At 66.2% G+C, this 20,860-nt stretch carries 23 protein-coding genes; 6 read left to right on the forward strand and 17 right to left on the reverse strand.

Features of this window, described 5'->3' with window-relative positions; genetic code table 11:
• Positions 1-11 precede the first annotated feature (11 nt).
• Entirely contained in the window at positions 12-1,223 is a 1,212-nt protein-coding gene (locus tag AB431_RS06365) for a sodium:proton antiporter (protein ID WP_047329220.1), read from the forward strand.
• On the opposite strand, the gene AB431_RS06370 is transcribed toward AB431_RS06365, so the two are convergent.
• The 3 genes from AB431_RS06370 to glpX all read right to left on the reverse strand — a co-directional run bounded on the left by AB431_RS06370 (position 1,194) and on the right by glpX (position 4,804).
• On the reverse strand, positions 1,194-2,249 hold the full coding sequence (locus AB431_RS06370; RefSeq protein WP_047329221.1) for a YihY/virulence factor BrkB family protein: 1,056 nt from the start codon (positions 2,247-2,249) through the stop codon (positions 1,194-1,196). The genes AB431_RS06365 and AB431_RS06370 overlap by 30 nt on opposite strands.
• Positions 2,250-2,338: 89 nt before the next feature.
• Positions 2,339-3,754 (reverse strand): class II fumarate hydratase, encoded by a 1,416-nt coding sequence (locus tag AB431_RS06375; protein ID WP_047329222.1) that lies wholly within the window; start codon positions 3,752-3,754, stop codon positions 2,339-2,341.
• A gap of 18 nt (positions 3,755-3,772) precedes the next feature.
• A complete protein-coding gene (glpX, locus tag AB431_RS06380; protein WP_047329223.1) occupies positions 3,773-4,804 on the reverse strand; it encodes a class II fructose-bisphosphatase in 1,032 nt (343 codons plus the stop codon).
• A 55-nt stretch (positions 4,805-4,859) separates the two neighbouring features.
• Between glpX and AB431_RS06385 the strand changes: the two genes are divergently transcribed.
• Both AB431_RS06385 and AB431_RS06390 read left to right on the forward strand, forming a co-directional pair.
• On the forward strand, positions 4,860-5,501 hold the full coding sequence (locus tag AB431_RS06385) for a DUF4245 domain-containing protein (RefSeq protein ID WP_255353535.1): 642 nt from the start codon (positions 4,860-4,862) through the stop codon (positions 5,499-5,501).
• A gap of 9 nt (positions 5,502-5,510) precedes the next feature.
• On the forward strand, positions 5,511-6,308 hold the full coding sequence (locus tag AB431_RS06390; RefSeq protein WP_047329224.1) for a dienelactone hydrolase family protein: 798 nt from the start codon (positions 5,511-5,513) through the stop codon (positions 6,306-6,308).
• Here AB431_RS06390 and AB431_RS06395 read toward each other — a convergent pair.
• From AB431_RS06395 to AB431_RS06405, 3 genes are read right to left on the reverse strand one after another with little or no spacing between them, the layout of a single operon-like run.
• On the reverse strand, positions 6,301-7,605 hold the full coding sequence (locus AB431_RS06395) for an adenylate/guanylate cyclase domain-containing protein (protein WP_047329225.1): 1,305 nt from the start codon (positions 7,603-7,605) through the stop codon (positions 6,301-6,303). The two genes, AB431_RS06390 and AB431_RS06395, sit on opposite strands and share 8 nt — an antisense overlap.
• A 9-nt stretch (positions 7,606-7,614) precedes the next feature.
• Positions 7,615-8,070 (reverse strand): pyridoxamine 5'-phosphate oxidase family protein, encoded by a 456-nt coding sequence (locus AB431_RS06400; RefSeq protein WP_047333145.1) that lies wholly within the window; start codon positions 8,068-8,070, stop codon positions 7,615-7,617.
• Positions 8,067-8,612: an alpha/beta fold hydrolase gene (locus AB431_RS06405; protein WP_052960212.1), complete on the reverse strand. Its 546-nt coding sequence runs from the start codon at positions 8,610-8,612 to the stop codon at positions 8,067-8,069. Before AB431_RS06405 ends, AB431_RS06400 begins: the two co-directional genes overlap by 4 nt.
• Positions 8,613-8,921: 309 nt before the next feature.
• Here AB431_RS06405 and AB431_RS06410 point away from each other — a divergent pair, with 309 nt between their 5' ends.
• Positions 8,922-9,212, forward strand: a complete 291-nt coding sequence (locus tag AB431_RS06410) for a hypothetical protein (protein WP_052960213.1) — start codon at positions 8,922-8,924, stop codon at positions 9,210-9,212.
• A gap of 26 nt (positions 9,213-9,238) precedes the next feature.
• Here AB431_RS06410 and AB431_RS06415 read toward each other — a convergent pair whose 3' ends face one another.
• The gene (locus AB431_RS06415; protein WP_235435841.1) at positions 9,239-9,667 is read right to left on the reverse strand and encodes a nuclear transport factor 2 family protein; all 429 of its coding nucleotides are present in this window, start codon (positions 9,665-9,667) and stop codon (positions 9,239-9,241) included.
• A 167-nt stretch (positions 9,668-9,834) separates the two neighbouring features.
• Here AB431_RS06415 and AB431_RS06420 point away from each other — a divergent pair, with 167 nt between their 5' ends.
• On the forward strand, positions 9,835-10,755 hold the full coding sequence (locus AB431_RS06420) for a DUF4436 domain-containing protein (protein WP_047329227.1): 921 nt from the start codon (positions 9,835-9,837) through the stop codon (positions 10,753-10,755).
• On the opposite strand, the gene AB431_RS06425 is transcribed toward AB431_RS06420, so the two are convergent.
• The 6 genes from AB431_RS06425 to AB431_RS06450 are packed head-to-tail and all read right to left on the reverse strand — an operon-like array spanning position 10,752 to position 17,104.
• The gene (locus tag AB431_RS06425; protein WP_047329228.1) at positions 10,752-11,912 is read right to left on the reverse strand and encodes an AI-2E family transporter; all 1,161 of its coding nucleotides are present in this window, start codon (positions 11,910-11,912) and stop codon (positions 10,752-10,754) included. The genes AB431_RS06420 and AB431_RS06425 overlap by 4 nt on opposite strands.
• Before the next feature lie 4 nt (positions 11,913-11,916).
• Entirely contained in the window at positions 11,917-12,690 is a 774-nt protein-coding gene (locus AB431_RS06430) for an SDR family NAD(P)-dependent oxidoreductase (RefSeq protein WP_047329229.1), read from the reverse strand.
• Positions 12,687-13,754 (reverse strand): NAD(P)-dependent oxidoreductase, encoded by a 1,068-nt coding sequence (locus tag AB431_RS06435; RefSeq protein WP_047329230.1) that lies wholly within the window; start codon positions 13,752-13,754, stop codon positions 12,687-12,689. Before AB431_RS06435 ends, AB431_RS06430 begins: the two co-directional genes overlap by 4 nt.
• A gap of 58 nt (positions 13,755-13,812) precedes the next feature.
• The gene (locus AB431_RS06440; protein ID WP_047329231.1) at positions 13,813-14,673 is read right to left on the reverse strand and encodes a formylglycine-generating enzyme family protein; all 861 of its coding nucleotides are present in this window, start codon (positions 14,671-14,673) and stop codon (positions 13,813-13,815) included.
• Entirely contained in the window at positions 14,666-15,562 is an 897-nt protein-coding gene (locus AB431_RS06445; protein WP_047329232.1) for an HAD family phosphatase, read from the reverse strand. Before AB431_RS06445 ends, AB431_RS06440 begins: the two co-directional genes overlap by 8 nt.
• The gene (locus tag AB431_RS06450) at positions 15,563-17,104 is read right to left on the reverse strand and encodes an arylsulfatase (protein ID WP_047329233.1); all 1,542 of its coding nucleotides are present in this window, start codon (positions 17,102-17,104) and stop codon (positions 15,563-15,565) included.
• A gap of 145 nt (positions 17,105-17,249) precedes the next feature.
• Between AB431_RS06450 and AB431_RS06455 the strand changes: the two genes are divergently transcribed.
• Positions 17,250-17,654, forward strand: coding sequence for a hypothetical protein (locus AB431_RS06455; RefSeq protein ID WP_052960214.1), 405 nt, complete (start codon positions 17,250-17,252; stop codon positions 17,652-17,654).
• Here the strand turns inward: AB431_RS06455 and AB431_RS06460 are convergent.
• The 4 genes from AB431_RS06460 to AB431_RS06475 form a co-directional block, all read right to left on the reverse strand.
• On the reverse strand, positions 17,651-18,712 hold the full coding sequence (locus AB431_RS06460; protein ID WP_047329234.1) for an NAD-dependent epimerase/dehydratase family protein: 1,062 nt from the start codon (positions 18,710-18,712) through the stop codon (positions 17,651-17,653). The genes AB431_RS06455 and AB431_RS06460 overlap by 4 nt on opposite strands.
• A gap of 63 nt (positions 18,713-18,775) precedes the next feature.
• Positions 18,776-19,006 (reverse strand): exodeoxyribonuclease VII small subunit, encoded by a 231-nt coding sequence (locus tag AB431_RS06465; RefSeq protein WP_047329235.1) that lies wholly within the window; start codon positions 19,004-19,006, stop codon positions 18,776-18,778.
• Positions 19,003-20,241 carry an exodeoxyribonuclease VII large subunit gene (gene xseA, locus AB431_RS06470; protein WP_047329236.1) on the reverse strand — a complete coding sequence of 413 codons (1,239 nt, stop codon included), beginning with the start codon at positions 20,239-20,241 and terminating at the stop codon, positions 19,003-19,005. Before xseA ends, AB431_RS06465 begins: the two co-directional genes overlap by 4 nt.
• Positions 20,238-20,810: a lipid droplet-associated protein gene (locus AB431_RS06475; protein ID WP_047329237.1), complete on the reverse strand. Its 573-nt coding sequence runs from the start codon at positions 20,808-20,810 to the stop codon at positions 20,238-20,240. The genes xseA and AB431_RS06475 overlap by 4 nt, the downstream gene beginning before the upstream one ends.
• Between the last annotated feature and the right edge of the window lie 50 nt (positions 20,811-20,860).

A 20,860-nucleotide genomic window follows, 5' to 3' on the forward strand; every position in this document is an offset into this window, starting at 1 on the left:
CTGGCCCCTAGTTGCACACCGCCACCTCGTTCGTCCTGACGCTGCTGGTCCTGGGCTACGCCGTGATGTCCGGCCTGGTCGCCCGGTGGTACGTTGCCCCGGCGTTGATCTTCGTCGGATTGGGAATGTTGTTTGGGCCCTTCGGTTTCAACCTGCTGCAGGCCGGCCCGGGCACCGAGGGCTACACCCTCCTAGCTCAGCTCGCGCTGACCGTCATCCTGTTCAACCAGGCGGCGAAGCTGGACCCCGCCAAGGTCTTTCGGCGTGGGCATGTCACCTTTCGCCTGCTGGTGATCGGGATACCGCTGACTCTGGTGCTGGGCACGCTGACGGCGGCGGTGCTGCTGCCGGTGTTGCCGTGGTGGGAGGCGGTGTGCCTGGCGGCGATCGTGGCGCCCACCGAGGTGGCCCTCATCGAAGCGCTGATCGAGGATCGCCGGGTTCCGGAGCGGGTGCGCAACGCCCTCTCGGTGGAAAGTGGTTTCTACGACGGCTTTGCGCTCGCGGTGTTGTTGGCCGCGCTCGCGCTGGCGTCGGCGCAGACCGATGAACGCCCCCGCGACTGGACCTGGTTCGTCGTGCGCACCGAGCTGGTGTCGCTTGTCATCGGTGCAGGCGTCGGGCTGCTCGGTGCGGTGCTGATCGCGTGGTCGCGGCGGCGCGAATGGATGAACGACACGTGGGCGCAGCTGGCCACGCTGGCCGTGGCGCTCATCTGCTTCGAGTTCGGGGAACGTGTGCACGCCAGCGGATTCGTTGCCGCGTTCACCGGAGGGCTTGCGTTCGCAGTGGTGGCGCGCCGCAGCAATACCGAAGTGTCCAACCAGGTAACCGATGCCACCGCGCAGCTGCTGGAGCTCTTGGTGTTCGCGATGTTCGGCGCGTTCGCGGTGATCGACGCCTGGCAGCACGCCACTTGGCGAGTTGTGCTGTTCTGCGTCGTGGCCCTGTTCGGGGCGCGTCTGATCGCGGTGCTGGTGGCGTTGATCCGCACCGACCTACCCGCCTACAGTCGCGTCTTCATCGGCTGGTTCGGGCCGAGAGGGATCGGCACCGTGGTGCTCGGGCTCTTGGTGATCGAACGCGGTGAAATCCAGCATCCCGACGTCCTCACCCAGGCCGGGGTCATCGCGGTGACCCTCAGCTTGGTGGTGCACAGCCTCACCGCGCCGCTGGGGATCCGCCGCTACGGCTCAATTGGAACGGCCCCGGCTGTGCCGTAGCTTGCGGCCCTCCTCGATCAGGGCGTTGTCTTTGGCCTCGTTCTTCTCCACCATCCTGGTGTCGCGGGGAGGCAGCTGCAGTTCCCGCTCGGCGGGCAGCCCGGCCTGTAGTTGGCGCCCGCGCTCCAGTTCCGCATCGAGTTCGGCGCCAAACAGCAAGGCCAGGTTGGTGATCCACAGCCACAGCAGAAACACGATGACCCCGGCGAGCGTGCCGTACGTCTTGTTGTAGCTGGAGAAGTTCGCGACATAGACGCCGAACAGTACCGAGGCCAGGATCCACACCAGGATGGCCAGTGCGGCCCCGACGCTGATCCACCGGAAGCGGGGCTGCCGGATATTCGGCGACGCGTAGTAGAGCATCGCCACGGCGCCGACGACGAAGATCAGCATCACCGGCCAGCGCAGGATCGTCCACAGGGTGACGGCGAGGTCCCCGGCGCCGATCAGGTTGCCCAGTGACTTGGCCACCGGTCCGCTGACCGCGAGCATGAAGGTGACGGCGGCGGCCATCACCAGTCCGGCCAGGGTGAGCACCAGCTGCAACGGGCGCAGCTTCCAGATCGGCCGGCCTTCCTCGATCTCGTACATCCGGTTCATGGCACGACCGAACGCGCCGACAAACCCCGACGCCGACCACAGCGCACCGAGGATGCCGAGCACCAGCGCCACGCCCGCCGACGGGTTCTCGACCAGTTGCTGGATGGTCGGGCGCAGCGAGTCGACCGCCGAGGCGGGCAACACGTCGTCCACGATGCCGAGGACCGCGTCGGTGGTGCGCCTGCCCTGGCCGAAGACGCCGAGCAACGACACCACGACCACCATCGCCGGGAACAGCGACAGCACCGCGTAAAAGGTGAGCGCCGCCGCGAGGTCGGTGCACTGGTCGGCGGTAAACTCCCGCGCCGTCTTGCGCAGCACGTAGAACGCCGACGGTTTGGTCAGGTCGGTCGGGGACTCGGGCTTGCGAGGGTCGTCGGGATCGACCTCGGGCGGGGCCGTCGTCGTCGACGTGTCATGGTCCATGCCCACCCGTACCCGGGTGGGCATGGCAGCAAACGATTTCTAGTCGCCGTCTTCATCCAAAAGCGCTCCGGGCTCGTTCGCGCAAGCGCTCACTCGCCGTCGCGGACCTTCGCCATGGCGAGAACGTCGAGGCGTTTGTCGAGTTCGGCCTCCGTGAGCTTGTCGCCGATCAGGCCGCGGTCGATGACCGTCTGCCGGATCGTCTTCTTCTCCTTCAGGGCCTGCTTGGCGACCTTCGCGGCCTCCTCGTAGCCGATCGCGGAGTTCAGCGGCGTCACGATCGACGGGGAGGACTCGGCCAGCTCGCGCAGGTGCTCCTCCTTGGCGATCAGGCCGTCGATGCACTTGGTGGCGAACAACTTCGAAACGTTGGACAGCAGCGTGAACGACTCCAGCAGGTTGCGGGCCATCATCGGGATGTACACGTTCAGCTCGAATGCCCCCGACAGTCCGCCGACGGTGATGGCGGCATCGTTGCCGATGACCTGGGCAGCCACCTGGGTGACGGCCTCGGGGATGACCGGGTTGACCTTGCCCGGCATGATCGAGCTGCCCGGCTGCAGATCCGGAAGCTGGAGCTCGCCCAGCCCGGTCAGCGGACCCGATCCCATCCACCGGATGTCGTTGGCGATCTTGGTCAGCGACGCCGCGATGGTCTTCAAGGCGCCCGACGCCTCGACCAAGCCGTCGCGGGCGGCCTGGGCCTCGAATGAGTCCTTCGCCGTTCGCAATTCGGCCAGGCCGGTCTGCTCGACGAGCACATCGACGACCTTGGCGCCGAAGCCGTCGGGAGCGTTGAGGCCGGTGCCGACCGCGGTGCCGCCGATGGCCAGCTCACCGAGGCGAGGCAGGGTCGCCTTCACTCGTTCGATGCCGGCCTCGACCTGACGGGCGTAACCGCCGAACTCCTGGCCCAGGGTGACCGGGACCGCGTCCATCAGGTGGGTGCGACCGCTCTTCACGACGGTGCGCCACTGACGGGCCTTGCCGGCCAATGACTCGTGCAGCACTTCGAGTGCCGGAATCAGGTGGCGCACAGCGGCTTCCGTCGCCGCGATGTGGGTCGCGGTGGGGAAGGTGTCATTGGAGCTCTGCGACATGTTGACGTCGTCGTTCGGGTGTACCGTCACGCCATTGCGCTCGCAGATCGACGCGATGACCTCGTTGGCGTTCATGTTGGAGCTGGTGCCCGAGCCGGTCTGGAACACGTCGATAGGGAACTGGTCGTCGTGCAGCCCGTCGGCGATCTCGCCGGCGGCGGCGATGATTGCATCGGCCTTCTCGGCGGAGAGCTTGCCGAGGTCCTTGTTCACCTGTGCGCACGCGGCCTTCAGCAAACCGAGCGCGCGAATCTGGGTGCGCTCGAGACCGCGGAAGGAGATCGGAAAGTTCTCGACGGCACGCTGGGTCTGGGCGCGCCACAGGGCGTCCTTCGGTACCCGGACCTCGCCCATGGTGTCGTGCTCGATGCGGTATTCGCCCTCGACCACACTGTCGGTGCTCATGTGCTCCCTTTTGTTCGGTTACGGAAGTGGATATGCGGCGGTCTTGTCCCCGGTGAAATCCACCGCGGAGTACTCGTTGAGCTTCGAAAGCCGGTGGTACGCCTCGATCATCCGGACGGTGCCGGACTTGGACCGCATGACGATCGACTGCGTGGTCGCACCGCCGCCGGAGTACTGGACGCCCTTGAGCAGGTCGCCGTCGGTGACGCCGGTTGCGGAGAAGAAGACGTTCTCCCCGGAGACCAGATCTTCGGTCTGCAGCACCCGGTCCAGGTCGTAGCCGCGGTCCAGTGCCTTCTGCCGCTCATCGTCGTCGGTGGGGGCCAGCTGGGCCTGGATGGCACCGCCCATACAGCGGATGGCCGCGGCGGCGATGATGCCCTCCGGGGTGCCACCGATGCCGACGAGCAGATCGGTGCCCGAACCGGGACGGCAGGCGGCGATCGCGCCGGCCACGTCACCGTCGGAGATCAACCGGATCCGGGCGCCGGCCTCGCGGACATCGGCGATCAGCTGCGCGTGCCGGGGCCGGTCCAGGATGCAGACGGACAGATCGGCGACGCTGGACTTCTTCACCTTGGCCACGCGCTTGATGTTCTCGGCGATGGGGGCGGTGATGTCGATGACGTCGGCAGCGTCCGGGCCGACGGCGATTTTGTGCATGTAGAACACGGCGGACGGGTCGAACATCGCACCGCGCTCGGCGACCGCGAGCACCGAGATGGCGTTGGGCATGCCCTTGCTCATCAGGGTGGTGCCGTCGACCGGGTCGACCGCGAAGTCGCAGTCCGGCCCGTCGCCGTTGCCCACCTCTTCGCCGTTGTAGAGCATCGGGGCGTTGTCCTTCTCGCCCTCACCGATGACCACGACGCCGCGCATCGACACCGAGTTGACCAGCTGGCGCATGGCGTCGACGGCCGCGCCGTCACCACCTTCTTTGTCGCCTCGGCCGACCCATCGGCCGGCGGCCATCGCACCTGCTTCGGTGACCCGAACCAGTTCGAGGGCGAGGTTGCGGTCGGGCGCTTCACGGCGGCGGGCGTCTGGCATGGCTGAGATTGTCCCAGAAGCCGGTCAGCGGTCCAGACCTGGGATACTGGCGGGCGTGAGCACCCCGTCCGAGACCGGCATACCGCCCAGGGAACCCAAGCCCCGGCTGCTCCAGGACGGTCGCGACATGTTCTGGTCACTGGCCCCGCTGATCGTGGCCTGCATCGCGCTCGCCGGGCTGGTGGGGATGTGCTCGGCCCGGCCCAACAGCCCCCGCGACGGAGTGCCACCCCCCTTTGACGCGGTCGCCGCCCTGCAGGCCGACGCCGAGGCGCTGCCCATCCCGATTCGGTTGCCGCAGGTCCCCAGCGGGTGGCAGGCCAATTCCGGCAGCCGGGGCGGGATCGATGCCGGGCGCACCGACGCCAACGGGCAGCGCCAGCGCGCCGTCACCGCGACCGTCGGCTACCTGGCCGCGTCCAAGCTGTACGTGAGCCTCACCCAGAGCAACGCCGACGAGCAGCCGCTGGTCGACTCGATCCACCGGTCGATGTATCCCACCGGTGCCCAAGACGTCGACGGCGTGAAGTGGATCGTCTACGAGGGCGGCGAGGACACCGAACCGGTGTGGACCACCCGTCTGGACAGCCAGGCAGGCCCTGCTCAAGTGGCCATCACGGGTGCCGGAAGCACCGCCGACTTCCGTACGCTGGCGCTTGCCACACAGACGCAGAAGCCCCTGCCGCCTGGCCGTTAGGAGACGTCGATGCCCGGACCTGAAGCCGACCTGACCGGATGGACCGAGGCGCCGTTCACGGCGGCCGGGATCACCCATGATGTCTACCGCAAGGGCAACGGCCCGGGCGTGGTGCTGATTCCGGAGATCCCGGGCATCCACCCCGGCGGACTGGCGTTGGGAAACTATCTGGTGGACAACGGCTTCAGCGTCGCGATGCCGTCTTTGTACGGCACACCGGGGGCGCCGGCGATGAAACCGTCGATGCTGCCGGTCCTGGCGCGCGCCTGTGTGGCGCGGGAGTTCGCCGCGTTCGCGACGAACAAGGATCGGCCCGTGTCGCACTACCTGCGGGCGTTGGCACGCGATGTGAAAGAGAAGACCGGTAGCAAGGGCGTCGGTGTGATCGGCCAGTGCTTCTCCGGCGGCTTCGCTCTCGCGGCCGCTGTCGATGACAGTGTGCTGGCCTCGGTGCTGAGCCAGCCGTCGGTGCCGATCGCGCTGACGCCCAGGCACAAGCGCGACCCCGGAATGAGTGAGGGGGAGCTGAAGGTCATCGAGAAGCGGGCGGCCGAGGAGGGCCTGTGCGCGTTGGGCCTGCGGTTCAGCGAGGATCCGATGGCGCCCGCCGAGCGGTTCAAGACGCTCAAGGACCGGCTCGGTGACGCGTTCGAGGTCATCGAGATCGACTCGTCGCGGGGTAACGCCGGGGGTTTCAACCGGATCGCCCACTCGGTGCTGGCTCTGGAGGTGCGCGAGCAGGACGGGCATCCGGCCTACGAGGCGCGCAAGCGGGTGGTTCAGTTCCTGAAAGAGCGGCTCACGTAGCGACGGCGAACAGCCGCCACTCCCCGGGCACGCCCTTGAGGACGTGAGCGCCGCGCTCGTCGAACTTCAGGCCTGACCCGATCACCAGGTCCCGCAGCGTGCTGGACACCAATACATCGTCAGGGCCGGCCAGTGCGCTCACGCGTGCGCCGATGTGGACGCCGATGCCGCCGATGTCCTCGCCGCGGACCTCACATTCGCCGGTGTGCAATCCGGCCCGGACCTCGATGCCGAGGGTATGCACGGCATCGCGAATTGCCATGGCGCAGCGGATCGCTCGCTGCGGGCCGTCGAACATCGCGAGGAATCCGTCGCCCGAGGTGTTGACCTCGCGGCCGCGGAAACGGGTGAGCTGTGCGCGCACGATCGCATCGTGCGCATCGAGCAAGGCATGCCAGTCCCGGTCACCCATGTCGGCGGCTCGCCGCGTGGAGTCCACGATGTCGGTGAACAGCACGGTGGCAAGAACACGGTCGTCGGCCACGGTGGGCTGCTCGCCGGTGAGGAATTGGGCGATCTCGTTGAACGACTCCCGCCACGGTTCCACAAAGTGATAGGTGTTACGCCCTGATAGCTCAACGTATTTCGCTCCGGGTATCTGGTCAGCGACGTATTTGCCCATCGCGGGTGTGATGAATGAGTTGCCAGTGTGTTGAAGGACCAGGGTGGGGACACGGACGGTCGGGAGGATCGCTTGTACGCGCATTTCCCCCGTCAGCTGCAGCATCAAAGCGACGGTTCCCGGACTCGCTGCCAAGCGTTCAAATCGAGCCCATGCCGACCGAATCTCTTCGTTCCATGGCATATCCGGATTCATCGCGTGCTGGAACTGCCCGGTTCCCCACATGGCGACTATGGCCGTATTCAGTCCGGCGAGATCGGGGATGCTCGACGAATCTGCAAGTCCCTCGAGCGCGAGCAGCGCGGCCGTGCGGGAGGGATGCGTCGCGGCGAACAGTGCCGCTGCCGGTAGCGCGCCGGGTAGCGCCAGGAGTACCGCTTCGCTGCTGCCCAGATCGTCGAGCACCGCGGTGATGCTGTCCGCCCATTGCTCGAGTGTCGGCAGCTCACCGGGTGAGACGGGATCGGAGGCGCCCGTGCCCGGCTGGTCAAAGAAGATGAGCCGGCCCAGCGTCGACATCCGATCGACCCACCCCTGAAGGGACGGCAGCTCCGGCGCCAGCTCGCAGTTCGTGAACCAGTTCGGAACGAACACGATGTCGCGATCAGCCTTGGGCGACGCGCGATAGGCGACGCGCAAGCCGCCGTTCATCGCATATCTCGTCTCCGAGAACACGTCCGAAGTCTATTCGCGTTCGACGCGTCGCAGGCCCTGCTCGGGGGCCCACCATTGAATGACGAGCAGCGTGGCCGTCTCGTTGAGGTGGATGAGCACGACCTCGCTGATGTCGGCGCGGAAGTGGTCTCCGTCGGGTCCGGCTTCGATGGCCCCGGTGTAGATCGCTCGGCCGGCGATCTTCGCCTCGCCCGGCCAGTCCGCCTCCTTGCCGTCGACCGGATCGACCGTCGCCGTGTGCAGGGCGAAGCGCGGATCCCGACGCAGGTCGGAACCCTTGCGCGCGTTGGACATTGACCCGAATGTGAGCTCACCGTCGTCGAACGTTGCCTCGATCCCGGAGATCCGCGGCGCCCCGTCGGCGCGCAGCGTCGCGATGGTCTTGTGCTTGTGCGCGTCGAACAGAGCCTGCACCCGGTCGGCGAAATCGGGTGCGGACGCTTGGACATCCCGCCATGTCGTCACGAGGTGACCGCCGACAGCCGCCATTCGCGGGGCACACCTTTGAGCTGGTGGGTACCGCGGTCTTCGACCTCCAAGCCGGTTCCCCACACGGCGGCGGCCACGGCAACGACGTCCTGCATCGACTCAGTGCGGTTCACCCCATCCGGAATGCTTTCCGGCAAGACCACCGCGGTCGTGCGGGACGGATAGGTTGCGGCGAACAATGCGGCCGTGTGGATTGCGCCTGCGTATGCGACCAGTGCTGCTTGCGAGATGGCCAGAGCGTCGAGCACCGCCGTGATGCTGTCGGTCCATTGCTCCAAGGTCGGCATTGCACCCGCGGGGAGAGGATCGGACGCCCCGCTGCCCGGCTGATCGAACAGGATCAGTCGACCCAGGGACGTCATCGCCTCCATCCACTCCCGGACGCCCGGCAGATCGGGAAGCACCTCGCAGTTCGTGAACCAGTTCGGGACGAGGACGATGTCGCGCTCCCCGGCGGGCGATGCGCGATAGGCGACGCGCAAGTCCCCGTTCATCGCGTAGCGCGTCTCGGAGAACACGCTGGAAGTTTAGTTCTCGGAGCAGCGCAGGATCCGGCGTTCACGCACCTGGCGTAGGACATCCCAAGGATCAGCTCGGATTGCTCGCGGGTCGTGACGGCCCACGGCGCGGGGGGCCGTCGAACTGTTTCTCCGCCACTCGCCAGTGATGGAGCCGACGGAACACCCTGGCGGCAACCACAACCGAACCGTCACATTTGCGGCGATCAGCGGTCCTGTTCTCAGGAGTACCGTTGGAGGCGCGCTCAACGTAGAGGCATTACTGGCGAAGGGGTCTGAGCAATGAACGCTCTCCGTATTGCAGCCCCAGTGACTTTCGGCGTGGCCGCGCTGGCGAGTTCCGTCTTGGCGTTGGCCCCAGTGGCATCGGCGACCCCCGGGCCCAGCCAGCCTTCGCGCTGTTACAACGGCGTCGCCCCCTTCAATCCCTACGTCGACAACTGCGCCATTCCGTCGCGCCCGCCGCATATCTTGGGGGCGGCTCCGGACCAGACGGCAATCCTCAACTGCGGTGTCGGCAGCAAGGTGTTGAAAGCGGTGTGCTTGTCGCAGTACGTGAATGGCGGGCCATATCCCGGGATCGCACTTGGTGTCGGATAGTCGACCCCGGCATCTGAACTAACTGACTAAGCGCCTTTCGCCCAAGCCCAGGCCGTAAGACGCCATTCTGTGTCGACCTTGCGAAGTGCAACGGTGTAGACCGAACCCGTTTGTGTGACCTGTTTGCCTCGCAGCGCGAATGTCATGGTCGCCGGGACAACCACGTAGGCGCTCTCGCCGTTGACATCGACATGCCGTGGCTCGCCGAGTGCGATGCGGTAACCGGAGGCACCGAGGTGCTCGCCCTCGGCGAGCACGTCCCGCCACCAGTCTTCGGCGGCGGTTGGCCCCTGCCACACATGCGGCGACATCCCGTCGAGAATCTGCATCGGGTCGGCGCAGGCCGCTGCCATCGCTGCCGGGTCGGCGTTATTGAAGGCTTCGACGTATTGGCGCACTGCCGTCATTGGGTCGACCGACTCAGGCATGACGTTGGTCCCCTGTCTGTTGGTCATACCCTAAGCGCACGAGCCATGCGCAGAAGATGAATCGCCATGCGCGTCTGCTCGGTTTAAGAGTGCTCTTCGGTCAATCGCCGCTGGCACCTGCTGCCGATGTTCTGGGGTTTTAGCCGCACCGGCAAACGGCAGCGGCGTCGCGCGCGTCAATATACGATGCCCGCGTGACCTCCACAACGCCCCCTGAGGCGGAGTCCCCGGCGCCCCCGCCCAGCGCCGCAAGCGCGAAGCGCCCTGCGGGCCGCAAGGCCGCCATCGTCACGGTGGTGGTCGTGATCCTGGCCTACCTAGCCACCTTGTTCGGCTACTGGTGGCTGTCCGGTTCCGCCAAGGAACTCGAGGCGACCAACGAGGGCAGCGGATCGGAGACCGTTGTCCTGATCACGTTGCAGGCGTTGCGCACCGTCGATTACAAAGCGGATGCGAAAGTGCTTGTTGTGCCGGCTGACTCGCTGGTCGACGGCAAACTGGATGTCCTCAAGGAGGACATCGCGGTGCGGCTGCATCCGTGGAACTCGCTGGGCGACCTGAAGTTTCCGGCAGGTGCGGCACCGGCAGAGGTGACGACGACCATCGACGTGAACGGCGACGTGAACACCTGGCCGTTCGACCGCTACAAGACCGAGGGCATCAGCGCCGACCTGCTGATCGGCGAGGGCGAGGACCGCAAGGTCGTGCCGGCCAAAGTTGCGATCGTCGGCGCGCTGCAGGGATGGGACCTGTCCAGCGCCAGCGTGGCACCGGCTCCGGCGGCCAAGGGTGACGGCGACGCCACGCAGGTGACCTTCAGCCGCGCACTCGGCCCGCTGGCCTTCGACCTCGGCATCGTTGTCGTTCTGCTCACCCTGCCGACCATCGCGATCTTCACCTCCGTGCTGGTGATCACCAGGCGCAAGCAGTTCCAGATGCCATTCGCAACGTGGTATGCCGCAATGCTGTTCGCCATCGTGCCGTTGCGCAATATCCTGCCCGGGGCGCCCCCGCCGGGCGCCTGGATCGACGTCAGCCTCGTGCTGTGGGTGATTGTCGCCCTGGTCGCCGCCATGGTGATGGTCGTCATCTCCTGGTACAAACAGGTCGACTAATCCTGCGCCGGCTCGCCGTCCGCGGCGGCCTGCGTTTCCTCCTGGATCCGCCGCCGGAACAACCGGCGGCGTTTCTCGGGCGGCTCGTGCGACGTCATCTCGACGCCCTTGTACACGGCCAGATACACCGAGATCGTCGTGACGATGATGATCATCAGGACCGGGCCCAAGACGATGCCCCAGAAGCCGAACATCGCGATGCCGGAAAACACCGCCAGAAGCATCAGCGCGGGATCGAGCCGGGCCTCGCGCGGAACCAGGATGGGCCGCAGGAAGTTGTCGACGTTGGTGACGCCGATGATATGGAACAGCACCACGAAGAGGCCGCCGCCGATGTTGCCGAAGAACATCATCCCGATGCCGAACGGGATGGTGATGATGCCGCTGCCCAACGGAATCACCGACAGCGCGGTCAGGAAGATCGCGAAGATGAAGAACCCGTTGTGGAAGCCGCCGATGTAGATCGACGCTGCACCGAGCAAGCCCTGAACCAGCGCAATGATGAACTGGCCCTTGACCGTTCCCTTCACCATCGCGCCCATCTTGGCCAGGTAGAGGTCGGTGACCTCTTCGCCGAGCGGGTTGAGCCGGCGAATCAGGGTCAGCAACTGCTCCTGATTGGTCAGCAACGACACCAGGACATACAAGAAGATGATCGCCGACGTGACGACGCCGATCACCCCACCGGCGGCACCCTGCAGTGCGTGCAGCAGCCACCGGCCGAGGTTTTGGGAGACGGTCACCATCGTGCCGCGCACCGATTCGGTCGTCACGGAGAAGTGGCCGAACGGCAGCTTGGCCAGCGCATGATTGGCGTACGTCAGTGCCTGATTGCCGACCGTCGACATGTCGGCGCTCTGCACCCAGTCCGCCACGTGCACCACCATGTGTGAAATCTGAAGTACCGCAAGCGTTAACAGCGCACCGACTGGAATTATCACGGTGGCCAGCGCAGCCAGCACGGTCAGCGTCGCCGACAGACCGGACCCGAACCGGCGCCGGCACCGGTTGTACAACGGAGTGAACAGGTAAGCCACGATCGCCGCGATCACCACCAGAATGAAGTAGTGCCGCAGGAAGTAGGCACCCAGCAGTACGGCGACCAGCGTGATGACCGCCAGCGCGCGCTTCTGGGTGACGGTGAATTCGGTGTTCACCGAACTACGGATTCGTCAGCCGGGTCAGGTGTTCAGCGATGTTGGGGTAGCGCTTGAGGTGTGCGCCACCGTTGAGGTCGAGAATCTCGCCGGTGAGCCAGGAGGACTGCGGTGAACACAGGAAGGCCACCGCGTCGGCGATGTCCTGTGGCGTCCCGGCCCGGCCCAGTGCGGTGTTCTCGACGTACTCGTCGACGACACCGGGAACCATGGCCGCACCCTCGGTCAGCGGGGTGTGCACGAAGCCGGGCGCGACGGCGTTGACCCGGATACCGCGCGGGCCCAGCTCGAGCGCGGCGACCTGGGTCAGCATCGACAAGCCGGCCTTGGCCGAGCAGTACGCGCTCATCCCGATCGCGGGCTGGCGGGCGTTGAGCGATGTCAGCGACACCAGCGCGCCGCCCTCGCCCAGATGGCGGCCGGCATGCTTGATCACCAGGAACGCACCGTTGAGGCAGACGTCGATCACCGAGCGGAACTGCTCGGCGTCCAACTCGGTGATGGCCCCGAAGCCGCTGAACCCCGCACAGTTCACCACCACATGCAGGGCACCTTCGCGGGCCACCACGTCGTCGAAAAGCTTTGCCACCGTGGCTTCATCGGTGACTTCTACCTGCGCCCAGGTGTGCGGATCGCCGAGCTGTCGGGCACGTTCGCGGGCCAAGTCGGTGTTGCGGTCGGCGATCGTCACGCATGCGCCCTGGGCGGCCAGTGTCTGGGCCGTCGCCCAGCCAATCCCGGAGGCACCGCCGACGATCACGGCTACTCGGCCGGTCATGACACCTTCCCGTCGTTCTCCGGGGCGCCCCACTTGCGCCGGACCGCCTCCCACGGGTTGCCGTATCCCGGCGGCTGACCGTAGTACGGCGACTGGCGTTTGAGGTACTCGCGGGCCAGTGGTGCGACCACCCGGAACAGGTAGCGCTTCCAGCCGACCTTGTTCGCGGTCTCGGCCAGCATGTCCGGCCACGAGTAATGCTGATGCTTGAGCACCTGCTGCGCGGTGGCCGAGTCCATCCAGTCGGTGGCGAACCAGCCGTCGTCGTCGTTCGGATCTCCCTTGCGGCCGGCGGGGAGCGCGCCCACCAGGCCCATCGCCGCAGCGGTCGACTGACCGATATCGCTTTGGCGTAGCCGGTGGCTGTCGTCACCACCGATCAGCAGTGTCTGGCCCAGCACATCGGCGGTAGTGGCTGCGGCGAAGGCGAACGCCACGTCGCGGACGTCGACCGTCTGCAACCGGCCGTCGGCGGGCAGCACACCCTCGAAGAAGATGAGGTTGGGGTCCATGCCGAGATTGGGCTCGGTGGTCAGCACGCCGCCGAGCCGCAGGATCACCCAGTCCAACTTCGACGCCCGCACGATGCCCTCGGCCTCGACCTTGTGCTTACCGTAGTTGTCGTACGGGTTGACCGGGGTCTGCGCGGTGAGCACGTCGGTGATGCGATACGGGTTCCGCGGCCCGTATACGGCAATACTGGAAGCTTGTACCAGTCGCGCTGGATTCGGATTAGCCTCAAGGGCTTTCACCAGATTGGCGGTCGCGCCGACGTTGACCTTGTAGGCGAGCTGGGGTTTGGCATAGCACAGCGGCGGGATCACCGCGGCCAGGTGAATGACCGCAGCGGGGGAGACCTCGGCGAGCAGCTTTTCGACCGCGGCCGGGTCGGTGAGATCCGCCCAGCGCACCTGCACGCCGGCGGGTAGGTCAGCGGCCGCCTTTTGGGTCGCCGGAGTTTCGAGGTCGGTGGCGACCACGCGGCGGCCGCTGGCCGCCAGCTGCTTGACCGTCGCACTTCCCACCAACCCGAACGCGCCGGTTACCAGCACAGCGTCGGACATCGAGCTCCCTTCGGACTATGAGAACGCGTTCTATCCAAGCACGGGCGCGGTACTGGTCCTAGCGCTTCACGCAGCGGAATCCGATGTGGCTCATGCCGGTGTCGATCATCTGCGGCCGGCGCGCGGCGGGACGGTAGCGCATGCAGTAGCTGTCGGCGCACAGGAAGGACCCGCCTTTGACGACCTTGCGCGGAACCGTGAACTGCGGTTGAGCTGGGTCGTAGCTGGCCGCCTCGCGGCCGCCCCACCAGTCGGTCGTCCACTCCCATACATTGCCGGCCATGTCGAACAGCCCGTATCCATTGGGCGGAAAGGTGCCGACGTCGGTGGTGCGCCCGTAGCCGGGTTCCGGCCGCCACGGGAAGTCGCCGTGCCAGTAATTCGCCAACCGCTGGCCCGGACCCTCCGGTTGTTCGCCCCACGTGTATTCGGCCTGATCGAGGCCGCCGCGCGCCGCGGTCTCCCATTCGGCTTCGGTCGGTAACGCCAACCCGGCCCAGGCCGCATAGGCCTCGGCGTCTTCGTAGGCGACATGGACGACCGGGTGCTGAGCACGTTTGGCGATCGACGAGCCAGGGCCGAGCGGGTGTCGCCATGAGGCGCCGGGAGTCCAGAGCCACCACTGGCTGAGGTGGCGCAGGTCGACCGGTCCGCTGGTGCGGCGGAACACCATCGAGCCCGGTTGCAGGTTCGCCGGCGGCGCGCCCGGGTAGTCGGCGGGGTTCAGTGGTCGTTCGGCGACAGTGAGATAGCCGGTGGCCGAGACGAATTCGGCGAAGTCGGCGTTGGTCACCTGGTGGAATTGGATCCAGAAGCCGTCGACGGCGACCGCACGGGCGGGGGCTTCCTCGGGGTAGTGGCGGTCGGATCCGAGCACAGCAGTCTGTGGTGGAATCCAGACGAGCTCAGGTTCAGCCACTGAAGACGGTCTTCCAATCGTCGCGCATGCTGGCCCGGGTCCACCCCGATCTCTCGGCATGCTCGCGTGCGCTCTCGGCGCCTGCGTCGTAAGCGAATTCACGGTCCGCGTCGTCGTGGTGGACCAGCAGCGCCAGCGACGGACCAGGGCCGGCCGTGGCGTACTGCAGCATCTCGATGTCACCGTTGGAGTTGCCCGCGGCGAAGATCGGTCGTCGGCCCACCCGCCCCCAGATGCGGACCGGCTTGACCGGGCCGTCGTTGAGGAATTCCGGTTGCGCGGTCGTGAGCAGCTCGCCGTTCTGGAAGATCAATCCGACCGAACTACCGATGACCCGCTCGGGCGGCACGCCATACATCGCGGTCGTGACGGGGCGCATGAAGTCGCGGCCGCCGCCGGAGACGATGTAATTGGTGAAGCCGAACGACTCGAGGTAACGGAGCAATTCGATCATCGGCTCGTAACCGCACGCGGTGTACGGCCTGCCCAGAATCGGGTGCTGTGCGTCGGCGAAAAAGGCGTTCACCCGCGCGGCGTGCTCGTCGGTGGTGATGGTCGCATTAGCCGAAAGGACGGCGGCAGCAAGCAGTTTGAGATCCGAGTCGTCCCCGGCGTAGTGCTTGGTGACGGCGTCGCCGAACCAACCCAAATCGCCGGCCGCCGCGGCGGTGTAGGGCTGCCTGTCGGCCAGCGCCGGATCTGCTGCCACCTGTTCGGCGATCCGGCGTACCAGGAAATCGAGCTGGATGTACGCCGGCTTCTCACACCACAGCGTGCCGTCGTTGTCGAAGACGGCAACGCGTTCCTCGGGCGCCACTACGTCGGCCGCGTGTGCGGCGAACTCGACGATCGCCGACTTCGCGGCCCCGTCGTGCCAGGAGTCCAGCATCTAGTCGTTCGCCAGGAATTCGTGCAGCTTCCGGACAGCCTGATCGATGCTGAAGGTGGCCGGTGGGTGCCGAGGTGGGAACTCGCGGAAGGTTTCCAGGAACTTGGTCGCCATCGCGGTGGCGTACAACACGATGAACGCGTGCCGCAGGAGGAAGTCGTAGTACGTGTTCGATGTGATGTCGGCGTACTCGAAGGGATCGGTGCGCAGGTTGAACAACTTCGGCACCCGCAACGGCGTGAACGGCTCCGCCCACACCCGCAGCGTGCCCTGGGCCCGTTGTTCGGCGAAGACGATCTTCCAGTTCTCGAATCGCATGGCGACCAGGTCGCCGTCGTCGGAGAAGTAGAAGAAGCCGCGGCGCGGGCTCTGCTCGACCTCACCCATCAGATAGGGCAGCAGGTTGAACCCGTCGATGTGCACTTTGTACTCGACGTCACCGATCCGGTAGCCCTTCTTCAGCTTGTCGCTGACATCAGGATCGCCGGCGGCGGCGAGCAGCGTGGGTAACCAGTCGTGGTGCTGGATGATGTCGTTGGAGACGCTGCCGGCTTTGATTTTTCCGGGCCAGCGGACCATCTCGGGCACTCGGAAGGCACCCTCCCAGTTGGTGTTCTTCTCGCTGCGGAACGGGGTGGTGCCCCCGTCGGGCCAGGTGTTGCGATGCGGGCCGTTGTCGGTGGAGTAGATGACGATGGTGTCGTCGGCGATGCCGAGTTCGTCGAGCACGTCGAGCACCGTGCCGACATTGCGGTCATGGTCGATCATGGTGTCGTGGTAGCGCGACTGCCACAGCCCCGCCTGCCCGACACTCTCCGGCTTGGTGTGGGTGTATACGTGCATGTGGGTGAAGTTGCACCACACGAAGAACGGATTGCCCGCCTGGTGCTGGCGGCGGATGTAGTCGACCGTGGCGTCGGCGATGTCGTCGTCGATGGTCTCCATCCGCTTGGTGTTCAGCGGCCCGGTGTCCTCGATGATCTGCTTGCCGACGGGACCGAACTTGGGGTGGTCGGGCTCGGTCGATACCTCCTCGGTAGCAAGGCATTTGAGTACGCCACGGGGCTTGGCGAGGTTGTACAGCCGCGGGTAACGATCCTCATGCGGATAGTCGAAGTTCTCCGGTTCCTCTTCGGCGTTGAGGTGGTAGAGGTTGCCGTAGAACTCGTCGAACCCGTGCACGGTGGGCAGGTACTTGTTCAGGTCGCCGAAGTGGTTCTTACCGAACTGGCCGGTGGCGTAGCCGAGTGGTTTGAGCAACTCGGCGATGGTGGGATCCTCTGCGGCCCAGCCGATATCGGCGCCCGGGACGCCGACCTTGCTCATCCCGGTGCGGTACACGCTCTGGCCGCTGATGAACGCCGCCCGCCCCGCCGTGCAGCTTTGCTCGCCGTAGGAGTCGGTGAAGCGCATCCCCTCGTTCGCGATCCGGTCGATGTTGGGGGTGCGGTAGCCCATCAGGCCGTCGCTGTAGCAGCTCAGGTTCGAGATGCCGATGTCATCGCCCCAGATGACCACGATGTTGGGTTTGTCTGCAGGCATGGTGGCCCCTTCCGCTCGCGTTGCCCTGTGTTTCGACGCTAGAACAACGCCGGCCGCGATTGGCCGAAACGTCAGCGGTCCATCCAAGAATTCATGGGAGCCGACGCCACAACCGCACCCCGGCCGTAATCTATAGGCTCGGTGTATGCCCGCGAAATATGCTCTGCTCGCTGTGGCGCTCGTGTTGGCCGCGGCTGTCCAGGGCTGCGGTGCCAGTCAGACGCACCCGGCTCCGACGACGGCGGGCGCGGTCATGCTCAACAACGTCTCCGTTGCCCAGGTGCTCGCCGCGATCACGAAAGCGAAGCTCCCCGCGCTCAACGCACGCGACGCGACGGAGTCCACCTGCCCGACGGCGGGCTGCCTGGAGGCGACCAACACCGATACGGTGTCGATCCTGAAATTCCCGAGCACCGGGCGCGCGGAGCTCTACGCTGCCGCGCTACCCGACATGCTGCAGGTCGAAGACATCGTGGTGGTGTTCGCGCCGACGCTGACCAGCGAGCAGCAGGCCGCCTACGGGCAGGTCGTCAAGAACTCGATGCGTTAACCCTTCATCTCCGCATACAGCTGCGTGTAGTAGGGCAGGCAGTGCTCGAGCGCTTGGTCGGTGGTGTACAGCGGCTGGTAGCCCAGGTCGCGCCGAGCCTTGTCGATGGAGAAGTAGTTGTCGATGGAAACGCGTTCCACCGCAAGCGGTTCCAGCGGCGGCGCGGGCAGCTTGAATTTGAAGTGCAGCCACTGCCAGCCGGTCAGCAGCGCGTGGACCAGCCCACCGGGAATCCAGACGGTCGGCCACTTCACGCCGCAGGCCTCCACCACCGGCCGGGAGAAGTCGAACATGTTGATCGGCTCCCCGTCGTTGATGAAGTAGGCCTGACCTGGCGCGGTGCCTCCGGGCACCAAATGTTCTGCGGCCAAGATGAATCCGTGCACCAGGTTGTGCACGTATGAATTGTCGAGCTTGGCATCTTTGTTGCCGACGAGAACCTTGACGTGTCCGGCGATCACCCGCTCGAACAGCTTGCGGAACATGGTCTGGTCGCCGCGCCCCCAGATGCCGCTGGGCCGGATCGAGCAGGTCAGCAAGCCGTCCACACCGTTCTGGCTGAGCACGAACTTCTCGGCGACGACCTTGGTCTCGGTGTAGAGATCGTTGAAACGCGCTGTGTACGGCATGGTTTCGTCACCGTTCACGATCCGCTGTCCGCCCATGACCACGCTGTTGGAGGCGGTGTAGACAAACCTCTTGACGCCGGCGGCCTGCGCGGCATGCACCAGATTCTTGGTGCCGCCGACGTTCACGTCGAAGCTGCGCTTGCGGTACTCCTCGGTGACCGAGGCTCCGCCCATCAGGTCGATGATCGCCGCGGTGTGGATGATCGTGTCGATTCCGTCCACCGCGGCAGCGACGGTCGCGGTGTCGCAAATGTCACCCTGGAGCACCTCGAGCCGCTCGTGGGGCGGCAATGCGGACGCCGCCCGGTCGAAGGCGCGGACGAAGTGTCCGCGCGTCAGCAACTCGGTCACCAGGTTGGCGCCGACGAACCCGGCGCCGCCGGTCACCAGGACGCGACCGAGTTCCGTCGTCAGCGTGGCATCACCCATGGCGCGAGGATAACTGAAACACGTTCCAGTTTTCCAATACCGCAGGTTATCGACCCCGCCGATTCAGTCCTCGTCGTCGTTGCGGGAGGCCAGCGCATCCTCGATGCGCTTACGCGCCCCGGCTAAGTGCTCCTCGCAACGTCGTGCCAGTTCCTCGCCCCGCTCCCAGAGCTTCAGCGACGAGTCGAGATCGAGCCCACCCTGCTCGAGTACCCGGACGACCTCGATCAGTTGGTCCCGGCAATCTTCGTAGCCCAGCTGACTAATGGGCTTCGTCTCATCTGGCTTGCTCATGCGGCTCCATCCGTCGGCCCGGTGCTACGTGCGCCGATTGCGCCGTCACCGACCCGGATGCGTAGGTGGGTCCCGGCCGGCGCATCGGCGGTCGAGCGAAGAATTTCAGCCTCTCCTTGTTGGCTGACCACCTGGACGACGGCATAACCGCGCGCCAGGGTGGCTGCTGGGCCCAGCGTGGCCAGCCGGGCCGCCAGGTGACCCACGCGGTCGGATTCCGCCGCGACCAGCCGCTTGACGTCGCGCCTGATACCGGCGCGGGCCCGCTCGATCTCCTCGGCGCGATGCGTCAGCGCGCCCAACGGGTCGGCGAGCACCGGGCGGCTGCGAAGATGGGTCACGGTGCGCTGCTCGCGGCCGACCCAGTTGCGCAGCGCCTGCGCGCTGCGGTGCCGCAGCTCGGACACCAGGGCCAATTCGGCGGCGGTATCGGGCACCACCTTTTTCGCGGCGTCGGTCGGGGTGGCGGCCCGCAAATCGGCGACGAGGTCGCACAGCGGGTTGTCCGGCTCGTGACCGACGGCGCTGACCACCGGTGTGGTGCACGCCGCGATCTCGCGGCACAGCGTTTCGTCGGAGAACGGCAGCAGGTCTTCCACGCTGCCACCGCCGCGAGCGATCACGATCACGTCGACATCAGGGTCGGCGTCGAGTTCGCGCAGTGCCTCGACGATCTGTGCGACCGCGTTGACACCCTGCACGGCGGTGTTGCGGATCGCGAAGCGCACCGCGGGCCAGCGGGCGGCCGCCACCGTCGTCACGTCGTGCTCGGCGGCGCTGGCCCGCCCGGTGATCAGTCCGACGGTCGACGGCAAGAACGGCAGCGGGCGTTTGAGTCGCGGATCGAAGAGCCCCTCGGCTTCCAGCAGGCGGCGCAGCCGTTCGATGCGAGCCAGCAGTTCGCCCACACCGACGGCACGAATATCGGTGACCCGCAAGGAGAATGAGCCGCGCACGGTGTAGAAGCTCGGCTTGCCGCACACCACCACCTGGGTGCCCTCGGTGAGCTTCACCGGCGCAGCGAGCACCAGGTCACGCGAGCAGCTGACGTCCAACGACATATTGGCGGCCGGATCGCGCAGCACCATGTATGCCGTGGAGTTGCGCACGTTGATCTGGGTCAGCTGGCCCTCGACCCACACGGTGCCCAGCTTGTCTATCCACCCGGCCACGCGGATGGCCACGGCGCGGACCGGGTACGGGTTCTCCGCAGAGTTGCCCTGGGCGCTGGTCACTTCGCGGACGCGCGGGTGATCCTGTTGGCCAGCAGAGTCTGGAACGGCGCACGAGCCTTCGAGCTCTCCTCGTAGGCGAGCAGCGCCTCCAGGTCGGCGACGCTCAGCGACTGGAGCCGGGCGCGCAGCTGCGCCAGGGTAAGCGACTCGTAGTCGAGTTCCTCGGCGATCGGCGGGGCGCTCTTGGTGGCGGTTGCCAGGTTCGACGGTTGAGCCGAGTTCTGAGCCTTCACCTCGACGCCATCGGTCTCGCTGTACAGGGCGAACCGGCCCTCGGTGAGGCGTTCCCCGTCGGGTGCCTGCGCGTCATCGTCGCCCCCGGAGAGGTCCTCGTCGAAGGTGGCCCACTCGGGTTGCTCGTCCTTCGGCGGGAAGATGCTCTCCAGCGCGCTGTCGCCCTTGATCACCAGGTCAGCCAGGTCTTGCTGCATCTTCATCACGATGTGCGCGACGGTGCTGGCCACCGTCATCGGATACATCAGGATGGTTTGGGGCAGCTTGCGGGTTTCCTCGAGTGCGGTGACGGCGGCGCCGACCAGCAGACGAACCCCGTACGGTGCAGTTGCCATGGCCCACAGCCTACGGCTGGCCCGGCGACGTTGCGGGAACGTACCCTGAA

It is taken from the genome of Mycobacterium sp. EPa45 (assembly GCF_001021385.1).
Classification (GTDB): domain Bacteria; phylum Actinomycetota; class Actinomycetes; order Mycobacteriales; family Mycobacteriaceae; genus Mycobacterium.